The 17,442-nt window shown below is 36.5% G+C and carries 16 protein-coding genes; 12 read left to right on the top strand and 4 right to left on the bottom strand.

Translation table 11 applies throughout. The features are described 5' to 3' along the window. Positions 1–15: 15 nt before the first annotated feature. From ACWOEC_RS08520 to ACWOEC_RS08530, 3 genes are all read right to left on the bottom strand, one after another. Positions 16–834: a hypothetical protein gene (locus ACWOEC_RS08520; protein ID WP_455307405.1), complete on the bottom strand. Its 819-nt coding sequence runs from the start codon at positions 832–834 to the stop codon at positions 16–18. Then, positions 827–1,165, bottom strand: coding sequence for a PadR family transcriptional regulator (locus tag ACWOEC_RS08525; RefSeq protein ID WP_297076209.1), 339 nt, complete (start codon positions 1,163–1,165; stop codon positions 827–829). Before ACWOEC_RS08525 ends, ACWOEC_RS08520 begins: the two co-directional genes overlap by 8 nt. Before the next feature lie 164 nt (positions 1,166–1,329). After that, entirely contained in the window at positions 1,330–2,817 is a 1,488-nt protein-coding gene (locus ACWOEC_RS08530; protein ID WP_455307408.1) for an alpha-amylase, read from the bottom strand. A gap of 232 nt (positions 2,818–3,049) precedes the next feature. Here ACWOEC_RS08530 and ACWOEC_RS08535 point away from each other — a divergent pair, with 232 nt between their 5' ends. The 6 genes from ACWOEC_RS08535 to ACWOEC_RS08560 all read left to right on the top strand — a co-directional run bounded on the left by ACWOEC_RS08535 (position 3,050) and on the right by ACWOEC_RS08560 (position 9,363). After that, positions 3,050–4,189, top strand: coding sequence for an amidohydrolase (locus ACWOEC_RS08535; RefSeq protein ID WP_455307410.1), 1,140 nt, complete (start codon positions 3,050–3,052; stop codon positions 4,187–4,189). 12 nt (positions 4,190–4,201) lie between these two features. Continuing rightward, positions 4,202–5,107 carry a LysR family transcriptional regulator gene (locus ACWOEC_RS08540; RefSeq protein ID WP_297076201.1) on the top strand — a complete coding sequence of 302 codons (906 nt, stop codon included), beginning with the start codon at positions 4,202–4,204 and terminating at the stop codon, positions 5,105–5,107. Positions 5,108–5,409: 302 nt separating this feature from the next. Beyond that, positions 5,410–6,780 carry an MFS transporter gene (locus ACWOEC_RS08545; protein ID WP_455307412.1) on the top strand — a complete coding sequence of 457 codons (1,371 nt, stop codon included), beginning with the start codon at positions 5,410–5,412 and terminating at the stop codon, positions 6,778–6,780. 75 nt (positions 6,781–6,855) lie between these two features. Continuing rightward, positions 6,856–7,221, top strand: a complete 366-nt coding sequence (locus ACWOEC_RS08550; protein WP_455307414.1) for a Rid family detoxifying hydrolase — start codon at positions 6,856–6,858, stop codon at positions 7,219–7,221. Between the two features lie 256 nt (positions 7,222–7,477). Beyond that, positions 7,478–7,777, top strand: coding sequence for a hypothetical protein (locus ACWOEC_RS08555; RefSeq protein ID WP_455307416.1), 300 nt, complete (start codon positions 7,478–7,480; stop codon positions 7,775–7,777). Next, positions 7,774–9,363, top strand: a complete 1,590-nt coding sequence (locus tag ACWOEC_RS08560; protein ID WP_455307418.1) for a heavy metal translocating P-type ATPase — start codon at positions 7,774–7,776, stop codon at positions 9,361–9,363. The genes ACWOEC_RS08555 and ACWOEC_RS08560 overlap by 4 nt, the downstream gene beginning before the upstream one ends. Before the next feature lie 27 nt (positions 9,364–9,390). Here ACWOEC_RS08560 and ACWOEC_RS08565 read toward each other — a convergent pair whose 3' ends face one another. Next, complete coding sequence (locus tag ACWOEC_RS08565; protein WP_455307420.1) at positions 9,391–11,079, bottom strand: hypothetical protein; 1,689 nt, start codon at positions 11,077–11,079, stop codon at positions 9,391–9,393. A gap of 174 nt (positions 11,080–11,253) precedes the next feature. On the opposite strand from ACWOEC_RS08565, the gene ACWOEC_RS08570 reads away from it, so the two are divergent. The 6 genes from ACWOEC_RS08570 to ACWOEC_RS08595 all read left to right on the top strand — a co-directional run bounded on the left by ACWOEC_RS08570 (position 11,254) and on the right by ACWOEC_RS08595 (position 17,442). Next, on the top strand, positions 11,254–12,357 hold the full coding sequence (locus tag ACWOEC_RS08570; protein WP_455307422.1) for an SLC13 family permease: 1,104 nt from the start codon (positions 11,254–11,256) through the stop codon (positions 12,355–12,357). 181 nt (positions 12,358–12,538) lie between these two features. Continuing rightward, positions 12,539–13,753 (top strand): HAD-IC family P-type ATPase, encoded by a 1,215-nt coding sequence (locus ACWOEC_RS08575; protein WP_455307424.1) that lies wholly within the window; start codon positions 12,539–12,541, stop codon positions 13,751–13,753. Next, positions 13,744–13,956 (top strand): hypothetical protein, encoded by a 213-nt coding sequence (locus ACWOEC_RS08580; protein ID WP_455307426.1) that lies wholly within the window; start codon positions 13,744–13,746, stop codon positions 13,954–13,956. Before ACWOEC_RS08575 ends, ACWOEC_RS08580 begins: the two co-directional genes overlap by 10 nt. A 133-nt stretch (positions 13,957–14,089) precedes the next feature. Further along, positions 14,090–15,061 (top strand): LacI family DNA-binding transcriptional regulator, encoded by a 972-nt coding sequence (locus tag ACWOEC_RS08585; RefSeq protein WP_455307428.1) that lies wholly within the window; start codon positions 14,090–14,092, stop codon positions 15,059–15,061. Between the two features lie 133 nt (positions 15,062–15,194). Next, positions 15,195–16,508, top strand: coding sequence for an ABC transporter substrate-binding protein (locus ACWOEC_RS08590; RefSeq protein ID WP_455307430.1), 1,314 nt, complete (start codon positions 15,195–15,197; stop codon positions 16,506–16,508). A gap of 55 nt (positions 16,509–16,563) precedes the next feature. After that, positions 16,564–17,442 (top strand): carbohydrate ABC transporter permease, encoded by an 879-nt coding sequence (locus ACWOEC_RS08595; RefSeq protein ID WP_455307432.1) that lies wholly within the window; start codon positions 16,564–16,566, stop codon positions 17,440–17,442.

The raw sequence follows: 17,442 nt of genomic DNA on the forward strand, positions 1-17,442 counted from the left end.
TGAATGTCTCTTGTTTTATTTGCTAAAGCGAAATAGTAAAAAGTAAGAAACGCCGGCACTTGCTAGAATCAATAAGAGTTGCAAGGTGGTATTCATAAAACTAGAAAAGGATAAGGCAGCAAATTGATTGTAGATACTTACTAAACCATTGACGTATAAGAAGGGACTGACACCTAAAAGAATCGATTGGTACTCGTGTTTGCTTAGTTTGATCAAAAGATAGATTGTTAAACCAACTAAGATAATAGAAAAAGCAGCAATAATAAAAGCGTGTGGTAAAACGATCTCCCACGTCGTTCGTAAATAAAATTGCGAGAATAAAAATCCACCAAATAAACAAGCACTACCGATTGCTACAAGTAGTGTGGATAACCATTTAGGGACTTTGGTATAGATCATCGTTTGGATAAACCACAACAATCCGGCAACACCACAAGCGCTGATGATCGCATTACTGACTAAGATCGCAAGGCTAAAGCGGTTGATTCCGGTAGTAAATTGACCAATGAAACTAAAGAAGGTCAAAATCCCAAAAGTTAATCCGATAAAGGAACTGATTTGTTTGATCGATGCTTTAGGGAGTGCGTTTAATAGCGCATCTGCATGTTCTTTTGGTGATCGTCCAAAATAATCCTCGGCTGTTTCATTTTCTTGTTGAGCAGTGAGAATATCTTGTAAGATCATTAAGAGTGTTTCTTCGATCAATCGATCTTCAATCAACCAGCCTTTTAAGCGGAAATAGACGAGTAGATCCTCATAATAGATCATATTCTCATCATTTAATTGTTTTCTTAATTCGTTATTTTGTTCAATTAACTGGGTGACTTCATTCATGTAGATCCTCCTGTGCAGTGGTTAAAATCGTAGTTACAATTTGATTCAATTGTTGCCATTCTTCTTGAAAATTCATTAAATATGCGCGTCCATTATCCGTGATTTGATAATATTTACGATCAGGTCCATCTTCAGAAGGATGCATCGTACTCTTTAATAAAGCGCGTTTTTCGAGTTTTTGTAGTAAAGGATAGATGGTTCCACCAATAACTTGTGGAAAGCCTTGATTACGTAATACTTGTACAAGTTCATAGCCATAAACTTCTTTGGTAGAAATGATTGCTAAGACACAACCTTCTAAAGTTCCTTTTAACAATTGACTATTGGCCACAAGGTTCTCCTTTCTAGTATGTATTACATATTAGTATAACAAACAATCACTAAGTTGTAAAACATAGTAGTTAGCGTAAAAAAAGGATGTGACAGATTTTTGCCACATCCTAAAAATTAACTAAACGGTATTTAAAAAGAGGTGATCACTTTTTAAACAGCTTTTTAACGCTGTTCTTCTTCATGACGCGCTGCAAAGCGATTCGCAAAATCTTCTTGAACATATACCGAAATCTGGCCATCATTTACTGGGAAATCAGCACTACCTGTCTCATCTAAAATGACTTTTTCTTCATTATGGCCCAAAATATCGACGAACGTTTTACCACCAAAACGAGCATGGATAGTCATTTGTTTACGACCACCTGTTGCATTGGTCATCAACACGGCCATACCAGCATCTTCTTGATCTTCTGCACCAATACTTGACCAGCCGATAATCGACTCATCATCAAAATAATCGACTTGTTGTCCATCCATTAAATGGGTACGCGCATAAAGCAATGCTTCGAGTGCTTCTCCAACAGGTTCTACCTCTTGGGATGGCATCCCATAAAGATCACCCCAAAAGACTACTGGGATTCCTTCTTTACGCAATAAAATTAAAGAATAAGCATGCAGTTTAAACCAACCTTCGACCCATGACTCTAAACTTTGGCCTTTTTGGGTGTCGTGGTTGTCTACGAATGTTACGGCAAAATCAGGTTGCGATTGAACGAGTGTATTGTTGAAAATTTCAGTCATATTATATTCACCATTAGACTGAGCTGCTTCAAAGAAATTAAAATGTAAAGGCACATCGAATAAATGGATCATATTCCCACTAGATTTTAAATAGTCTTCTAATTTGTCGATTTCATTTGCCCAATATTCACCTACAACAAACAACTCGCGCCCAGCTTGTTCATTACGATTAGATAACCAATCTACAAAGTAAGAAAATTCGATATGTTTTACAGCATCGAGACGGAAACCATCGACTTGAGTTTGATCATAAAACCATTGTCCCCATTTTTCTAATTCTTCGTGCGTTTCTGGATTGTTCATATCTAGATCGCAACCCATCAAGTAATCAAAATTCCCATTTTCATCATCGACCGCATCATCCCAACCTTTGTCAGCGAAATTGAAAATTGCATGGCTGTTCGTACGTTCATCATAATCGATTCCTGAAAAGTTCTCCCACGTCCAAACATAATCACTATATTGTTTATGACGACCTTCATAGGTAAATTTTGTCCAAGCTTCGATTTCGACTTCATCACTGATTTCTTCATTACGATTTTCTGCATTATATTTGGTAGCAGGGACTTTTTCTGTTTCGTCAGCACCTAGCATTTGATTGAAGACGATATCTGCAAACACTTCTAGTCCTGCATCTTTTAACGCATGAATTGCGTGTAAATATTCTTCTTTGGTTCCATATTTTGTAGGGATCGTGCCTTTTTGATCAAATTCACCTAAGTCGTAACGATCATACACGCCGTAACCTACGTCATTTTTTCCTTCGGCCGCTTTTGAAGAAGGCGGCATCCAAACACCTGTAAATCCTAACGCCTGTAGTTCCTTACTTTTTTCTGCCAACAGGTTCCAATGCGTACCATCTGCTGGTAAATACCATTCAAAACCTTGAAGTATCAATTTTTTCGTCATAGCATTTCCTCCATCTTTGTAAGTACTGTTATCGATTAAAATTTGTGTTGCTCTTATTTTACCCTATTCGTTTTAAAATACGCAATTTGAAGACTTAGCTGCTGAAATATGATTAAGAACTTTCATTATTTTTTAATCTTTTTTTGCAGAACAAATTGACAACTGCGAGATTGTCTGCGTATGATAGAAACAAATTTTCCTTATATGATAAGGTCAAAGGAGACGTTCACATATGACGATCGAGGCAATGATTCCTTTTTTAACGAAATTTAGACACGAGATGCACCGTTTTCCAGAACTATCCAATCAAGAAATCGAAACGACCAAAAAAATTAAGGCTGTTTTAGCGGAATATGAGATCGAGGTGGTCGATACAAATTTGAAAACGGGTTTGATCGCGAGAATCATAGGAGCGAATCCTGGTAAAACGATCGCCTTAAGAGCAGATATTGACGCATTGCCTATTGTCGAACAATCAGGCGTCCCTTATACCTCTGAATATCCAGGCGTGATGCATGCCTGTGGCCATGATATGCATACAAGTGTATTGTTGGGTGCTGCAATTGTATTAAAACAACAAGCTGCACAGTTAAATGGCGAGATCTTGTTGGTTTTTCAAGCTGCGGAAGAAACTGGCGTGGGTGCCAAAACGGTTTTAACTAGTGGGGCATTAGCAAAAGTCGAAGCTATTTTTGGATTTCATAACGATCCATCGTTGCCAGTAGGCACATTAGGGACAAAGGCTGGAGCGTTAACGGCAGCTGTTGATCGCTTTGAAATCCAGATCAAGGCAAAAGGAGCACATGCTGCTAAGCCACACGAAGGTCGTGATCCAATGCTTGTTATTGCACAGATCATCCAAGCATTCCAACCACTGATCAGTCGTGAGATCGCACCAGATTCACATGCTGTAGTCAGTATTACGCAAGTACATAGTGGAAGTACTTGGAACGTCATTCCAGATACGGGGATGTTAGAAGGAACTGTTCGCACGTTTAGCCGGGAAAATCGTGTTTATCTTGAACAACGGATTCGTAAGATTTTAACCCAATTAGCTTTACTTAATGAAGTCGAAATCGAGTTGTTATGGTATGGAAATTGCCCGTCAGTTTTAAATGATCCATTGTTGACGGACTTATCACTAGCTTGTTCGCGTAACGTGATGACAGAAACGAAAGTCGTAAAAGAAACGGCGATTGGTGAAGATTTTGCCTATTATCAAGAAACGATTCCTGGAAGTTTTGTCATGATCGGTTCAGGCGGGCTGTATGAACTACACGATCCGCGTTTTCGAGTAGATGATGCGATGTTGCCACAAGCGATCGATTACTTTGTTGCGTTGGCAACAGCCTATTTAAATGAATCAAATTAAAGGAGCAATAAGATGAATATCCAACAAATGCGCTATGTCGTTGCGATTGCAAATAATGGAAGTTTTCGTGAAGCAGCTAAAAAATTATATATTTCTCAACCCAGTTTGTCGCATGCGATTAAAGAATTAGAAACTGAAATTGGTATTTCTTTATTCGAACGTACGAATCATGGTGCATTTTTGACCACAACGGGAAAAGATTTTTTACAATACGCACAACAAGTACTCTCGCAAGTCAATTTATTAGAAACGCGCTTTTTGTCACCTGAAAAACGAGCGCATCATTTTTCGATCGCAAGCCAACACTATGATTTCTTATCTCATGTCGTGAGTCGATTGATCAAAGAATTTCCGGATTATACAAATTTTCGCATTTATGAAAATACGACGATGAATATTATTCAAGAAGTCGAACATTTTCGCAGCGAATTGGGTATTTTATATTTCAATGAACGCAATCGAAGAGCGTTAGTCCGGATTATTGAAAGCGGGGATATGTGTTATGAGACATTAGGTGTCTTTCAAACCCATATCTTTTTAAGCGAAACTCATCCTTTAAGTCATAAGAAAAGCCTTACTGTAGCAGACTTAGAGCCGTATCCTCAAGTTCGTTTCACTCAAGAAGAGAATCATTATACCTATTTTTCTGAAGATATTTTAGACTTTTTTGATGCAAATCAAGTGATCCATACGACCGATCGTGCTACCCTAGTTGGAATCTTGCATGAAACATTAGCTTATGGATCAGGCTCAGGGCTTGTGAAGTATCCAGAGCGACAAGGGATCGTATTGATTCCGCTAGAAAACGAAGACCAAAATGAATTGATTTTGATCAAAAAGAATAACCATCAATTTAGTGAATTGGCACAAAAATTTTTGACTTATCTTGATGAGTATTTAAAAGAATGTGAGAAATAATAAAGAAGGGCCGAAATGTGAGAATATTTCGCCTTCTTTTTTTTGATTGACTTCACAATTGGAACTATTTAGAATGGTCCATGTACGAACTTTAGTTGACAGGGCTTCAGTTATGGCGATACAAAGAAACCAGAAGCTTTTCTAAAATAAGCGACCTAAATCAAACAGATGGTTAGATTTAGAAAGCGCTCTATTTAAAAAGTGAGAAAACGAATAAAGGACGCTTTGTATACGAAAGTGGTTCTTTAGCGCTATCCCAAAAATTGGTCGATCATCTATAGACGAAAAAGGGGGAACGTACGTTGGAAAAAATAAGTAAAAAATTAGTACTCGCCATTTTAGCGACCGGAATCTTTTCATTTGCAGGAGTGTTGATTGAGACTGCGATGAATGTGACTTTCCCAAGATTGATGGAATTATTCGATGCACCATTATCACAATTACAGTGGTTGACAACGGCTTATCTATTGATGCTAGCAGTGATGATGCCGTTATCTGCTTATCTGAAACGGCGTTTTTTACTCAAACAATTATTCACGACAGCAGCACTCTTTTTTATTGGAGGCTTAGTCGTCGATGTCATTGCGCCCACACTACCGATCTTGATTATCGGACGTGTTTTACAAGGAGTCGGTACGGGGATCAGCTTACCGATGATGTTTAATATTATTTTAGAACAAGCCCCACGTAAAAAAATTGGGTTATTGATGGGGATCGGGAACTTTATTACAGCAATCGCACCTGCAATCGGACCGACTTATGGAGGAATCTTAGTCGATAGCTTAGGATGGCGGGCAGTATTTTATTTGATCATCCCGATATTAGTTTTAGCTTATATTCTAGGGATGTATACGATTGAACAAAAAACAGCACCATCAAAACCTAAATTTGATGGTTTAGGTTGGATCTACATTTCAATCGTCCTGATCGGTATGATCATGATTTTTACAGAATTTCAACATTTAGGCAGCCAAATCGTGATGTATATCGCACTCGTTATTGTCGGTAGTATTTTGGCGCTCGTTCATTATAAAAAACAAGCCCAACCGATTTTACAACTACGTCTATTCAAACGTTTAGATTTCAACTTGCATTTAGGACAGTATTTTATCGGCCAATTTGCAGTACTATCTTTTTCATTTTTGATTCCGAATATGGTTCAGATTGTCCTTCATGAATCGTCATTTGTATCAGGAGTTACGATGTTTCCAGGAGCGTTCGTAGGGGCATTATTAGCTCCGGTAGGTGGGATTTTGTATGATCGTTTTGGTGCTAAAAAACCAATCGCAACAGGTCTGATCCTACAAATGATCGGTGGCGGATTGTTCGTGTTTTTATTAAGTCAAAGTACGAGTTTTGGTTTAGCAGGGATCTATATTTTCTTTACCTTTGGAATGTCGATCAGTATGCCAAATATCATGACAAATGGTCTACAGCAATTATCTCTTAAAGATCAAGCTGACGGGAATGCACTATTTAATACATTGCAGCAATTTGCAGGAGCTGTGGGGACATCGATTGTGGCAGCGATTGTGGCGAGCGATACTTCAAAAAATCAGTTTACTGGATTTCATTCTGCTTTCTTCTTTATTTTTGTAGTTTTGATCATCGATGTTCTATTGTTTATCTGGCTTGCAAAATATGAGAAACGTAAAACTTTTTTTACAGATTAAACTAAAAAAATAGTGTTGCTTTCTTCTTTTCTCACGTATACTAAAGGGAAGATCGAAAGAATGGAGTGAAGTAGTATGTCAGAAAAATTAGTTCAACCAGTCGGACCGTATTCTTTAGTACGACGAGCAGGTTCTTTATTATTTGTATCGGGTCAACTAGGGATCGATCCCCAAACCAATCAATTGGTTGGTGGTGTTGAAAAACAATTGTCCACGGCAATTGAAAATGTCAAACGAATCTTAGCATCAGAAGGTGCTAGTTTGACAGATATTGTGAAAACGACTGTACTGTTAGCGGATATGGCTGACTTTACGACCATCAATGAACTATATGCCATCTACTTTAGTGAACCGTATCCGGCAAGAAGCACGTATGCGGTAAACACATTGCCATTAAACGCTAAAGTTGAAATCGAAGTGATCGCGACGGTCTCAGAATAACACAAGCAGCTGTAGTAAAAGTAGCAGCTACAAGAAATAAGCTGAAATCTTACCAATAATTGTTTTATTTAATTCGGTAAGATTTTGGCTTATTTTTGACAGGTCTATTTTGGGAATACTGTTTATTCATTTTTTAGGAGATGTGACGAATTTTTGTCACATCTCTTTTTTGATTTGACTTTACAACGTATCGTAATCGTTTTATAATATGAATATAAAAACATATGAAAAATAATTCAAGTTTGGAGGAGTAATCATGCACGAGCACACACATGAGCACAATGAACAACGAGCGACACTTCTTTATTTGATTGGTCTGATCAGTTTTGGCTTAGGTCTGATAAGCCAATTGATCTTTACTCAAGCGACTTGGTTCTTTTTTTTAGCTAGTGTCTTGTTATCAGGATATCATGTCATTTTTGAAGGGATTCTAGAAACCGTGTATCATTCGCTTCATGAGAAACACTTGGTTCCAAATATCCATTTGTTAATGGCATTAGCTGCATTAGGCTCGATTCTGATTGGTCAGTTTGAAGAATCAAATCAGCTTTATTGATCTTGATTTTTGCTGGAGCACATTTTCTAGAAGAATACACAGAAGCAAAAAGTCAAAAAGAGTTGACGCATTTATTGACACTAAAGCCTCAAAAAGCACGAATTTTCGCTACTGGAACTTTAGTCGATGTTGATTTATTAAGTGTCGGGGAGCAAATAGAAGTATTTTCAGGAGAACAAATCCCTACAGACGGGCTGATCGTAAGAGGAGAAAGTAGCGTCCAAGAAGCCAATATTAATGGAGAAAGTTTACCAAAAGATAAATTTCCTGGCGATGAAGTATTCGGCAGTACGTTGAACCAAGGCAATATGCTAGTGATTGAGGTCACAAAAATTTATTCTGAAACGGTATTTGCAAAAATTCTACAAGTAGTAGAGCACTCCCAAACCTCCTTGTCGAAAAAAGCGAGTCGGATTAAACAAATCGAACCAAAATATGTCAATTTGATTTTAGCACTCTTGCCCGTTTTCTTTTTAGTAGGAGTATTTGGTTTAGATTGGACAGTTCGTGAGAGTTTATATCGGACGATTGTCTTTTTGATTGGCTCTTCTCCATGTGCTTTAGCAGTTAGTGTTATTCCAGCTACACTTGCTGGGATCTCGGCTCTAGCTAAAAAAGGTGTATTGATCAAAGGTGGAGATCGACTAGCAGACTTTGCAGAAATCAAGGCGATTGGATTTGATAAGACTGGCACGTTGACTAGTGGTACATTGCGAGTAAGCGATGTTGAGTTAGCAGCTGTTTCAATGGACGATCTAGCAATATTTTACGAGATGGAACGACAAACGACGCATCCGCTAGCACGCGCATTTGTACATCATTTCAAGAACTCTATTCCTAAATCAGCACACAAAGAAGTGCAGGTGACACAACAGGTCGGTCAAGGCGTACACGCTACGATTGGGAATACAAGTTATCAAATCGGCAAGCCTAGTCTCTTTGTAGCAACACTGTTTCATGAACAAACGAATGCTTGGCGAGCAGCTGGAAAAACTGTCGTCTACTTGGTGAAAAATAAAGAAGTGATCGGAAGCATCGCCTTTGAAGATGAATTGAATCCTCAAACGAAAGAAGTCCTCCGTTATTTCAAAGATCAACATATCCATTTACAAATGATTACTGGTGACGCTCAACTTACAGCTGTTGCAATCAGTCAAAGATTAGGGATTGATGACGTTCAAAGTGAAGTATTGCCAGCACAAAAAGCTGACGTCGTTTCAAGCTTAAAACAATCTTTTGGTCGTGTGGCAATGGTAGGAGACGGAATCAACGATGCACCAGCTTTAGTGACAGCAGACGTGGGGATTGCGATGGGAGAAGGGACAGATGTGGCGATCGAAGTAGCAGATATGGTCATTATGGACAATCAGCTTGAAAAAATTGGTTTAGCACATCAAATTGCTCGAAAAGTCGATCGAATCAGTTGGCAAAATATTTGGTTTTCGATGGCGATCGTGGTACTTTTACTTCTTTTAAATCTTTTAGAAATTTCAAACATCACATCAAGTGTAATCATGCATGAAGGGAGTACCTTACTTGTATTAGTCAATAGTTTGCGTGCATTGAAACAACCCAAAAAATGGTGACCCAGAACTTCTGGATCACCATTTTTTTTAGATTCTTTTTTTAAGTTTTCCTATTCCTAAGACCAATAAAGCTAACCAGCTAAAAAATGTTAACCATAATCCGACCAACACATATAGTGCATAATGGTAACCTACGATCAAGGTATTCGTACCGGTTTGTTGTGTTACGGTTACTAAATGTAAAATCGCTTCATGGTCGATGTCACTTTCCACGGTGTGACCATTTAATTGTAATGTCGTATGCGCGTAATTAATTAAAGGTAAGGTAACGAGTGCTTCTTGTTTTGCTTGCCACGTTACGATCAATTCCCCGTTTTTTTGCGCAACACTTGAGAAAGTAAATGGATTGAATAAAATATGCTTTTCATATTCGTTATAGCGATTTCCGATATTTTCTTTTTCAGTTGGCAAATAATCTGGTGTTGACTTGATGATGAAGCCTAACATTTGATTTAGATCTCGTGTGTAAAAACTTTCTTTGATCTCATTGATATCTTGTGTAGTTACAAATGTATGTTTACTTAAAATATCTTTGGTCGTTAACTGATCCCATTTATCCAGTTGTTTCATGGTTCCTTGAATCGCGTTTGTTAAACTGATCAGGCAAAGCAAGACACCTAAAATTTTCCAAGACCACAACGTGTGGATTTTTGTGCGATCAAGCAAGTAAGCAAGAGATAAAAAGAGGAGTACGATAAACGGAACAAAGAAACGAAATGGAAACTGAATTAAGGTCACAAATGGGATCTTTTGTTCAACAAAATAACTCCAAGGTAAAATCGACGTCGATAGGAAAAGAAAGAATGCACTCATCCAAACTAAGACGTGTGTGATTTTTGGTAAAGATTTGATTTGTCTTAAATACAATAACCATTGTAAGACGATAAAGGCTAGGAAAAACATTGGATAATCTAACCAGATATGACTAGATTGATCAATCGTATATGAAGACATATCTGCATTGACGAAAGGCGCTTGAATCGCATCATGGGGATAGACACTCAAAAAGACGACCCAAATATTTGCGGTCAGGCACAAGAAAATCAGAATCGACAGTGCTAATTGTCGTATAAAAAACCAATCGATTTTTTGTGTTAGAACATAGCAAAATGCTAAGAAATAAATCAATACAACAAGTAAACTCGTAAAAAAATGGACTTGAGCTACGACAGCGATTGCGATTGCCAAACGTAAGGGTTCGATTTTTTTCTCTTCGATCATTTTGATTAATGGGACTAGTGCAAAAGGAAAGACGACAGCTCCCCAACTTGTAAATGATTGGCGATAGACACCATACAAAATCGCATAACTTGTCATATAGCTAATGGCAAAAAAGAGACTCGTGCCAGTTGAACGATGACTTTTTTTTAGTAAATAGAACATCGAACTACCGGATAAGAAAAATAATAAAAAATTCGTTAGTAATTGATAGCGAAACCAAGTGCCAGCAATCAATAATAATAGACCTTGTAAGTAGGCCATTACCGGGCCGTATAATGCATTGATCATACGAGCAGTTGTTTGGAAACTAAAAATGGATAAAAAATAATTGAAATTTCCGGTCTTTAATTGCATCGCGGTTTCGTAAAAACGATTATAATGAAAGATATAATCAGCACCTAACATCACATTATGTGATAGTAGTTGCGGTAGCGAAAGCAACACGGCACACCCTAACAAAATCAAGTAAGGGGTAAATTTGTATTTTGATAACATATCGGACTCCTTCATCAGTAAATCAATCTTTGGTATTGCGAGAATACTTTGTTTTTTTACAGAAAAAATGAGCTGTTTTTCACTCACTTCCTATGTTACCATAGCCAACGTAAAAAGACCTAGTATCTAGTGAAAGAGAACTATTAGAAACTACACAGAAATCGAGGAGAATATATGATAAAATCAAAAATTCGTTGGTTGACACAAGATCGGTTATTTTTTATTGCGTTAATTTTAGCGTTGATTAGTGTTGGATTTGGCCGTTTTGATGTTGCCTTTATTGACAGTAAAGTCTTGTTGTCACTATTTGGTTTAATGATCGTAGTCGAGGGAATGAATCAGTTAGGTATTTTAGAACGAATCGCTAACTTATTGTTGCGCTTAGCCAATACGAAACGTCAGCTGTTCCTCTACTTTATCAGCTTGTCTTTTATCGCTTCGATGTTTCTGACAAATGACGTTGCGATTTTAACATTATTGCCAATGTTTTATTTGATTTGTGAAGAACGATTACAAAAAAAGGAATTAGTATTAGGCAGTATTTGGATCATTGTCGCAGCGAACTTAGGAAGTAGCATATTCCCATCAGGAAATCCACAAAATATTTTTTTGTTTTCATATTATCATTTATCGTTGCCGATCTTTTTTTCTTGGATGATCCCATTTGCCTTTTTGTCGATCTTGATTTTAAGTGTAGGGTTATTTAGGATATCTAAAGAAGCGATTGCAGAGAATACAGTCAAACCAGTAGCGAAACGTCAAGGGACGATCACTGCCTTCATTTGCTTTTTTTTTATGTTGCTATATGTTGTGGATATATTGTCACAGTGGTGGATCGTGTGTATCGTATTAGCATTGATGTTATGGCGTTTTCCAAAAAGTTATCTTAAAATCGACTATCGATTGTTGCTGACTTTCGCTTGTTTTTTTATTATCGTAGGCAATTTCAAAGCATTACCTCAAATTGCTCAATGGGTAGCGCAGACGGTTCACAGTCCAAAAGCGGCATTGTTGAGTTCAGCTTTGATTAGCCAGGTTATAAGTAATGTCCCTGCGGCCTTTTTACTAGCGCCTTTTACAACGCAAGCGCATAGTCTAGTTATCGGAACGAATATTGGGGGAATGGGTACCTTACTAGCTTCTTTAGCTAATTTGATTGGGTATCGCGTATTAACGACTTACGTGCCACAAATAAAAGGTGCCTTTTTACTTTGGTTTTCTCTACTCAATATACTGTATTTTCTTATTTTTATATCCATATTTTGGTTTTTAATTTGAGGCTGTAGCTTGTGTTACAGCTCTTTTTTTAGGTGTACCCAAAAATAGAAATCAAGTAACCTTTTTATGTGATTTAAGTGTTAAATTAATGATAAAATTTTAATGAAAATAAAGTATGGTAACTAGTAAAAGCACTCTAGACACGTTATGCTTTTAAGACGAGCAAAAAGGAGTGGAGAAGATGGAGCAAAAAGCGATGGGATTAACGAGTGAAGAAGTAAAAAAATATCAAATAGAATTTGGATTTAATGAGTTGGCACAACAAAAAAAAGAACCTTTTCATTCTAAAATACTACATATCTTAATGGAACCGATGTTTGTTTTGTTAATGGTTGCTGCTTTGATTTACTTTTTTTTTTTGGGAGAACCACAAGATGGAGCAATCATGCTCGTATTTGTTATTGTGATCATTACTATCGAGATTTATCAGGAATGGAAAACCGATCAAACACTACATGCGTTAAAAGACTTGTCTGCACCTAAAATTCGAGTCAAACGTGATGATCAGATCATTGAGATCTTCAGTCGTGAGCTAGTTCCTGGAGATATTATGTTTATTGAAGAAGGCGTTAAAATACCAGCAGATGGAGTAGTCCTAAAAGCCAATGATTTACGTGTCGACGAGTCTTCTCTTACAGGAGAAGCTGAAGCAGTTTGGAAACAACCGACACAATACTTAGAGACTACTGATTATTGGCGGACAGATTTTGTCTATACAGGTACTTTGGTGACGACAGGAGGTGCAACGATTCTGGTTGAAAAAACGGGTTCTAGCACAGAATACGGAAAAATTGGCAAACATTTAGTTGAAGCAAAAGCACAACCGTCTCCTTTAGAAAGACAGATCAATCGTTTGGTGAAGATTTGCGCTATTGTAGCAGTTATCTTATTGAATTTAGTTGCCGGAATCACATTTTTGAATACTTCAGATTTAGCTTTGCACGATCGCATCGTTGAAAGTGTTCTATCAGGAATTACATTAGCTATGGCAATGATCCCAGAAGAATTTCCAGTCGTATTGACGGTCTTTTTATCAATGGGTGCCTGGCGCTTGGCTAAGAAACATTCTTTGATCCGTAAATTACTTGCGATTGAGACGATGGGGGCACTTTCTGTATTAGCGGTGGATAAAACAGGAACGATCACTGAAAACAAAATGACAGTATCGTCTTTATGGGCAGTCGATTCGACCGAGCGTTTGGCAGAAGTAATGGGCTTGGCTAGTGAGAGCGATCCATATGATCCAATGGAGATCGCGATGTTGGCATATGATGAAACACTAGGATTTACAAAAGAAAAGTTATTTGATGGCGAGTTACTAGCTTCGTTTGGGATGTTTTACTTCACGTTTAACAAGATCAAACAAACGATGAGATCGCTCGAACAATGGGATTAGTCGTTTTGATCATTGCGAATTTATTTTTAGTTCAGGTCAATAGCCCACGGACACGTTTAGCAGTTCAAACATTTTGGACATTGATTCGTGATAAAGTTATTTGGACGATCTTAGGTGGTACGATCGTGGTATTACTGGCATTGATCTACTCACCTTTCAATCTAGCCGCACTTTCCTTACCACAGTTGTGCTGGTGTATTTGATTGGGATGATCAGTGTTTGTTGGTATGATGTAGTGAAGGTAATTAGGAGAAAATAATGAAATTGTAAAATTTTTGTTTTTTATCATTTTATCGTGTATCTTTAACTTTTAAGATGACAGAAGGGGGATTGACTATGAAGGCAACTATGAAAGATGTCGCTGCTTTAGCTGGAGTAGGGGTGGGGACAGTTTCCAGAGTAATAAATAATGTCAAAGTTAAAGATGGCACGTATAAGAAAGTGATGAATGCAATCGATGAATTAGGTTATGTACCAGATCATTATGCCAGAGGTTTGAAGACGAATAAATCAAATACAATAGCATTAATAATTCCTACGATATGGCATCCATTTTTTTCAGAATTTGCTTATTATGTTGAGGAAGAACTATCAAAAAATAATTATAAGCTATTTCTTTGTAATGCAGATGGAAGCAATGATAAAGAAAAAGAGTACTTGCAGATGGTAAGACAATCTAAGGTAGATGGAATAATAGGTATTACGTATTCGGATATTGATAAATATGTTTCATCTAATCTGCCTTTCGTTAGTATAGACAGACATTTCTCGGAAGCGATCTCATATGTAACAGCAGATAATTACGAGGGTGGGAAAATAGCAGCCAAACAACTTATTTTGAAAGGATCAAAACACTTAGCATATATTGGAGGAACTTCACCTTATCCTAACGAAACAAATAAAAGAAAGTTAGGTTTTTATGAATATATAAAAATGCAAGACATAAAATTATCTGTTCTAGACATGCCGGAACCTATAATAAACTTAGAAGACCATGTTGAAGAGTTTATTTCGAAAAATTCAAGTATTGACGGTATTTTTACAGTCAATGATTTCATGGCGTTGGATGTCATTAAATGTTTAATCAAACTAGGAAAAAAAATTCCAGAAGATATACAAGTTATTGGTTTTGATGGAATAAAAATAGCTGAAGACAAAGAATATTTAGTTTCTACAATCGTTCAACCTATTAGTGAAATGGCCAAGGAAGCAGTAAAATTGATAATGGGAATCGTTTATTCTGATAATGAGCCACAACGAATAACACTACCAGTTTCTTACCATGATGGATGGTCTACGAAAAGTTAGATGAAAGTCTAACTTTTTTTATTTTTGCTATTGACTGAAAACGCTAACAATGATAATATAAATTTGGAATTGAAACGTTTCCGTTTTTTTATTTATATTTTTTTGGAAACGTTTCCGAAAAGGAGGAGAAATTATGTATAAGAAAATTTTTGGATTTGGAGCATTATTAGCATTAACTTTAGGTGGGTTAACAGCATGTGGTTCGAGTGGTAATGATAGTAGCGGCGCAGATAATGAAATTAAGGTATGGGTACAATTTTCTGATGAAACTCCTGAAGGAAAAGCTTGGCAAGAGATTGTGGATAATTTTAATAAAGAATATGATGGTAAATATAAAGCATCCACAGAATATATTCCTCGAAGTGGAAGTGGTGGAGGTTACGAAGACAAAGTAAACGCGGCTATTACTACTAATAGTTTACCAGATGTTATAACTTTGGACGGTCCAAATACAGCAGCATACGCACATTCAAAAGTAATTGCTCCATTAGATGATTATTTAAAAGATGCAGACATGGATGACGTTTTAGACAGTATCATCCAGCAAGGAACTTATGATGGTAAAATGTATGCTTTTGGTTTTTCAGAATCAAATGTAGGAGTTTATTATAACAAAGATATGTTTAAGGAAGCAGGAATCAAAGATGAAGACTTACCTACTTTGGATAACCCTTGGACTTGGTCAGAATTTGAAAATATTAGTAAAAAATTAGTAGATAAATTTAAAACACCTGCGATTGATATGCAGTTGGCTTCTAAAGATGAAATGTTGACATATGCTTACACGCCATTTATTTGGTCAAACGATGGAGATGTTGTAAATAAAGAAGGAACTAAAGCGGAAGGACATTTCAATAGTGATAACTCGGAAGAAGCTCTTAAGTTTATACAAGATGTGGTAAAAAATGGTTATACAACTATCAGTCCAATAGAAAAAGGGTTCGAAACTGGAAAATATCCTATGTTACTAAGTGGATCTTGGGTAATTTCTGATTTAGATAATAATTACAAAGACATTAATTATGGAATTTTACCATATCCTGTTTCAGATAAAACTAAAAAACTTGTCTCACCAACAGGCAGTTGGCAATTAGCAATGACAGAAAAAACAGAGAAAAAAGATGCTTCTGCAGAGTTTATTAAATTTGCTACTAGTACGGAATCTAGTAAAATTATGAGTCTAGGAAATAGTGTTCTTCCTATTAGAAAGTCTACAATTGAACTCATAAAAGATGAAGTTTCAGAACCAATGAAATTTTTAATGGAACAAAATCAAAAATCTGGTCATGCTCGTCCAGTAGTCGTCGCATACCCACAAGTTTCTAGATCTTTTCAACAAGCTATTCAGGATATCAGTTACTACAAAGAAAATCCAGATATTTCTAAGGTAGCGGATGCACGGGCTAAAGAAATGCAACAAGCTATTGATAGTTCACTGAAAAAATAAAAATACTAAAAAGGGTGCTAAGCCTATAGTACCCTTTTTGATAGGGGGAAACATTATGGAAAGAAAAGCTGCATTCAAAGAAAATATTATTGGATATAGTTTTCTAGCACCTGCTTTAATTTTATTAGGTACATTTTTGATTATACCTGTAGGAATGGTGATTTATTATTCTTTTACAGATTATTATTTGTTGACACCCGATCAAAGACAATTTATCGGTTTCGAGAACTTTAAACGTTTGTTTTCTGATCCTATTTTTATAAAGAGTATATGGAATACTTCTAAATTTGTAATTTGTATTATTCCATTACAATTAGGAGCAGCGCTAGGAATGGCTTTAATTATTAACAAAAAAAGAAAAGGAAATTTATTTTTTAAAATAGCTTTTTTTGCACCAGTAGTTATGTCCTTAGTAGTTATTTCAATTTTATGGTTATATTTATTAAATCCTAATGAAGGTCTAATTAATATGTTATTCAACAGAATAGGAATTTCTTCTCAACCATTTCTTACTAGTCCTAAACAGGCTATGTATACTATCGTGTTTGTTTCAGCATGGCAAGGAGCGGGATACCAGATGTTACTCCTTCTAGGAGGGATGCAAAATATTCCTCAAGATGTTTATGAAGCTGCAGAAATCGATGGTTTTTCCAAATTTCAACAATTCCGTTATATTACAATGCCACTATTAAAACCAACAGCGATTTTTGTTCTTTTGACTACTTTGATATCAGCATTTAAATTACTAGTCCAACCAATGTTTATGACACAAGGTGGGCCTATGAACTCAACAATGACGATGGTTTATTATATATATCAAACGGGATTTACCGACCGCATGGTGGGCTATTCAAGTTCAATAGCTTTAATTTTTACCACAATGATAGGCTTGATTACGATTGCCCAAAGAAAATTGGTTAAGGAGGATAAATAA

The sequence above is a fragment of the Enterococcus bulliens genome (assembly GCF_053761865.1).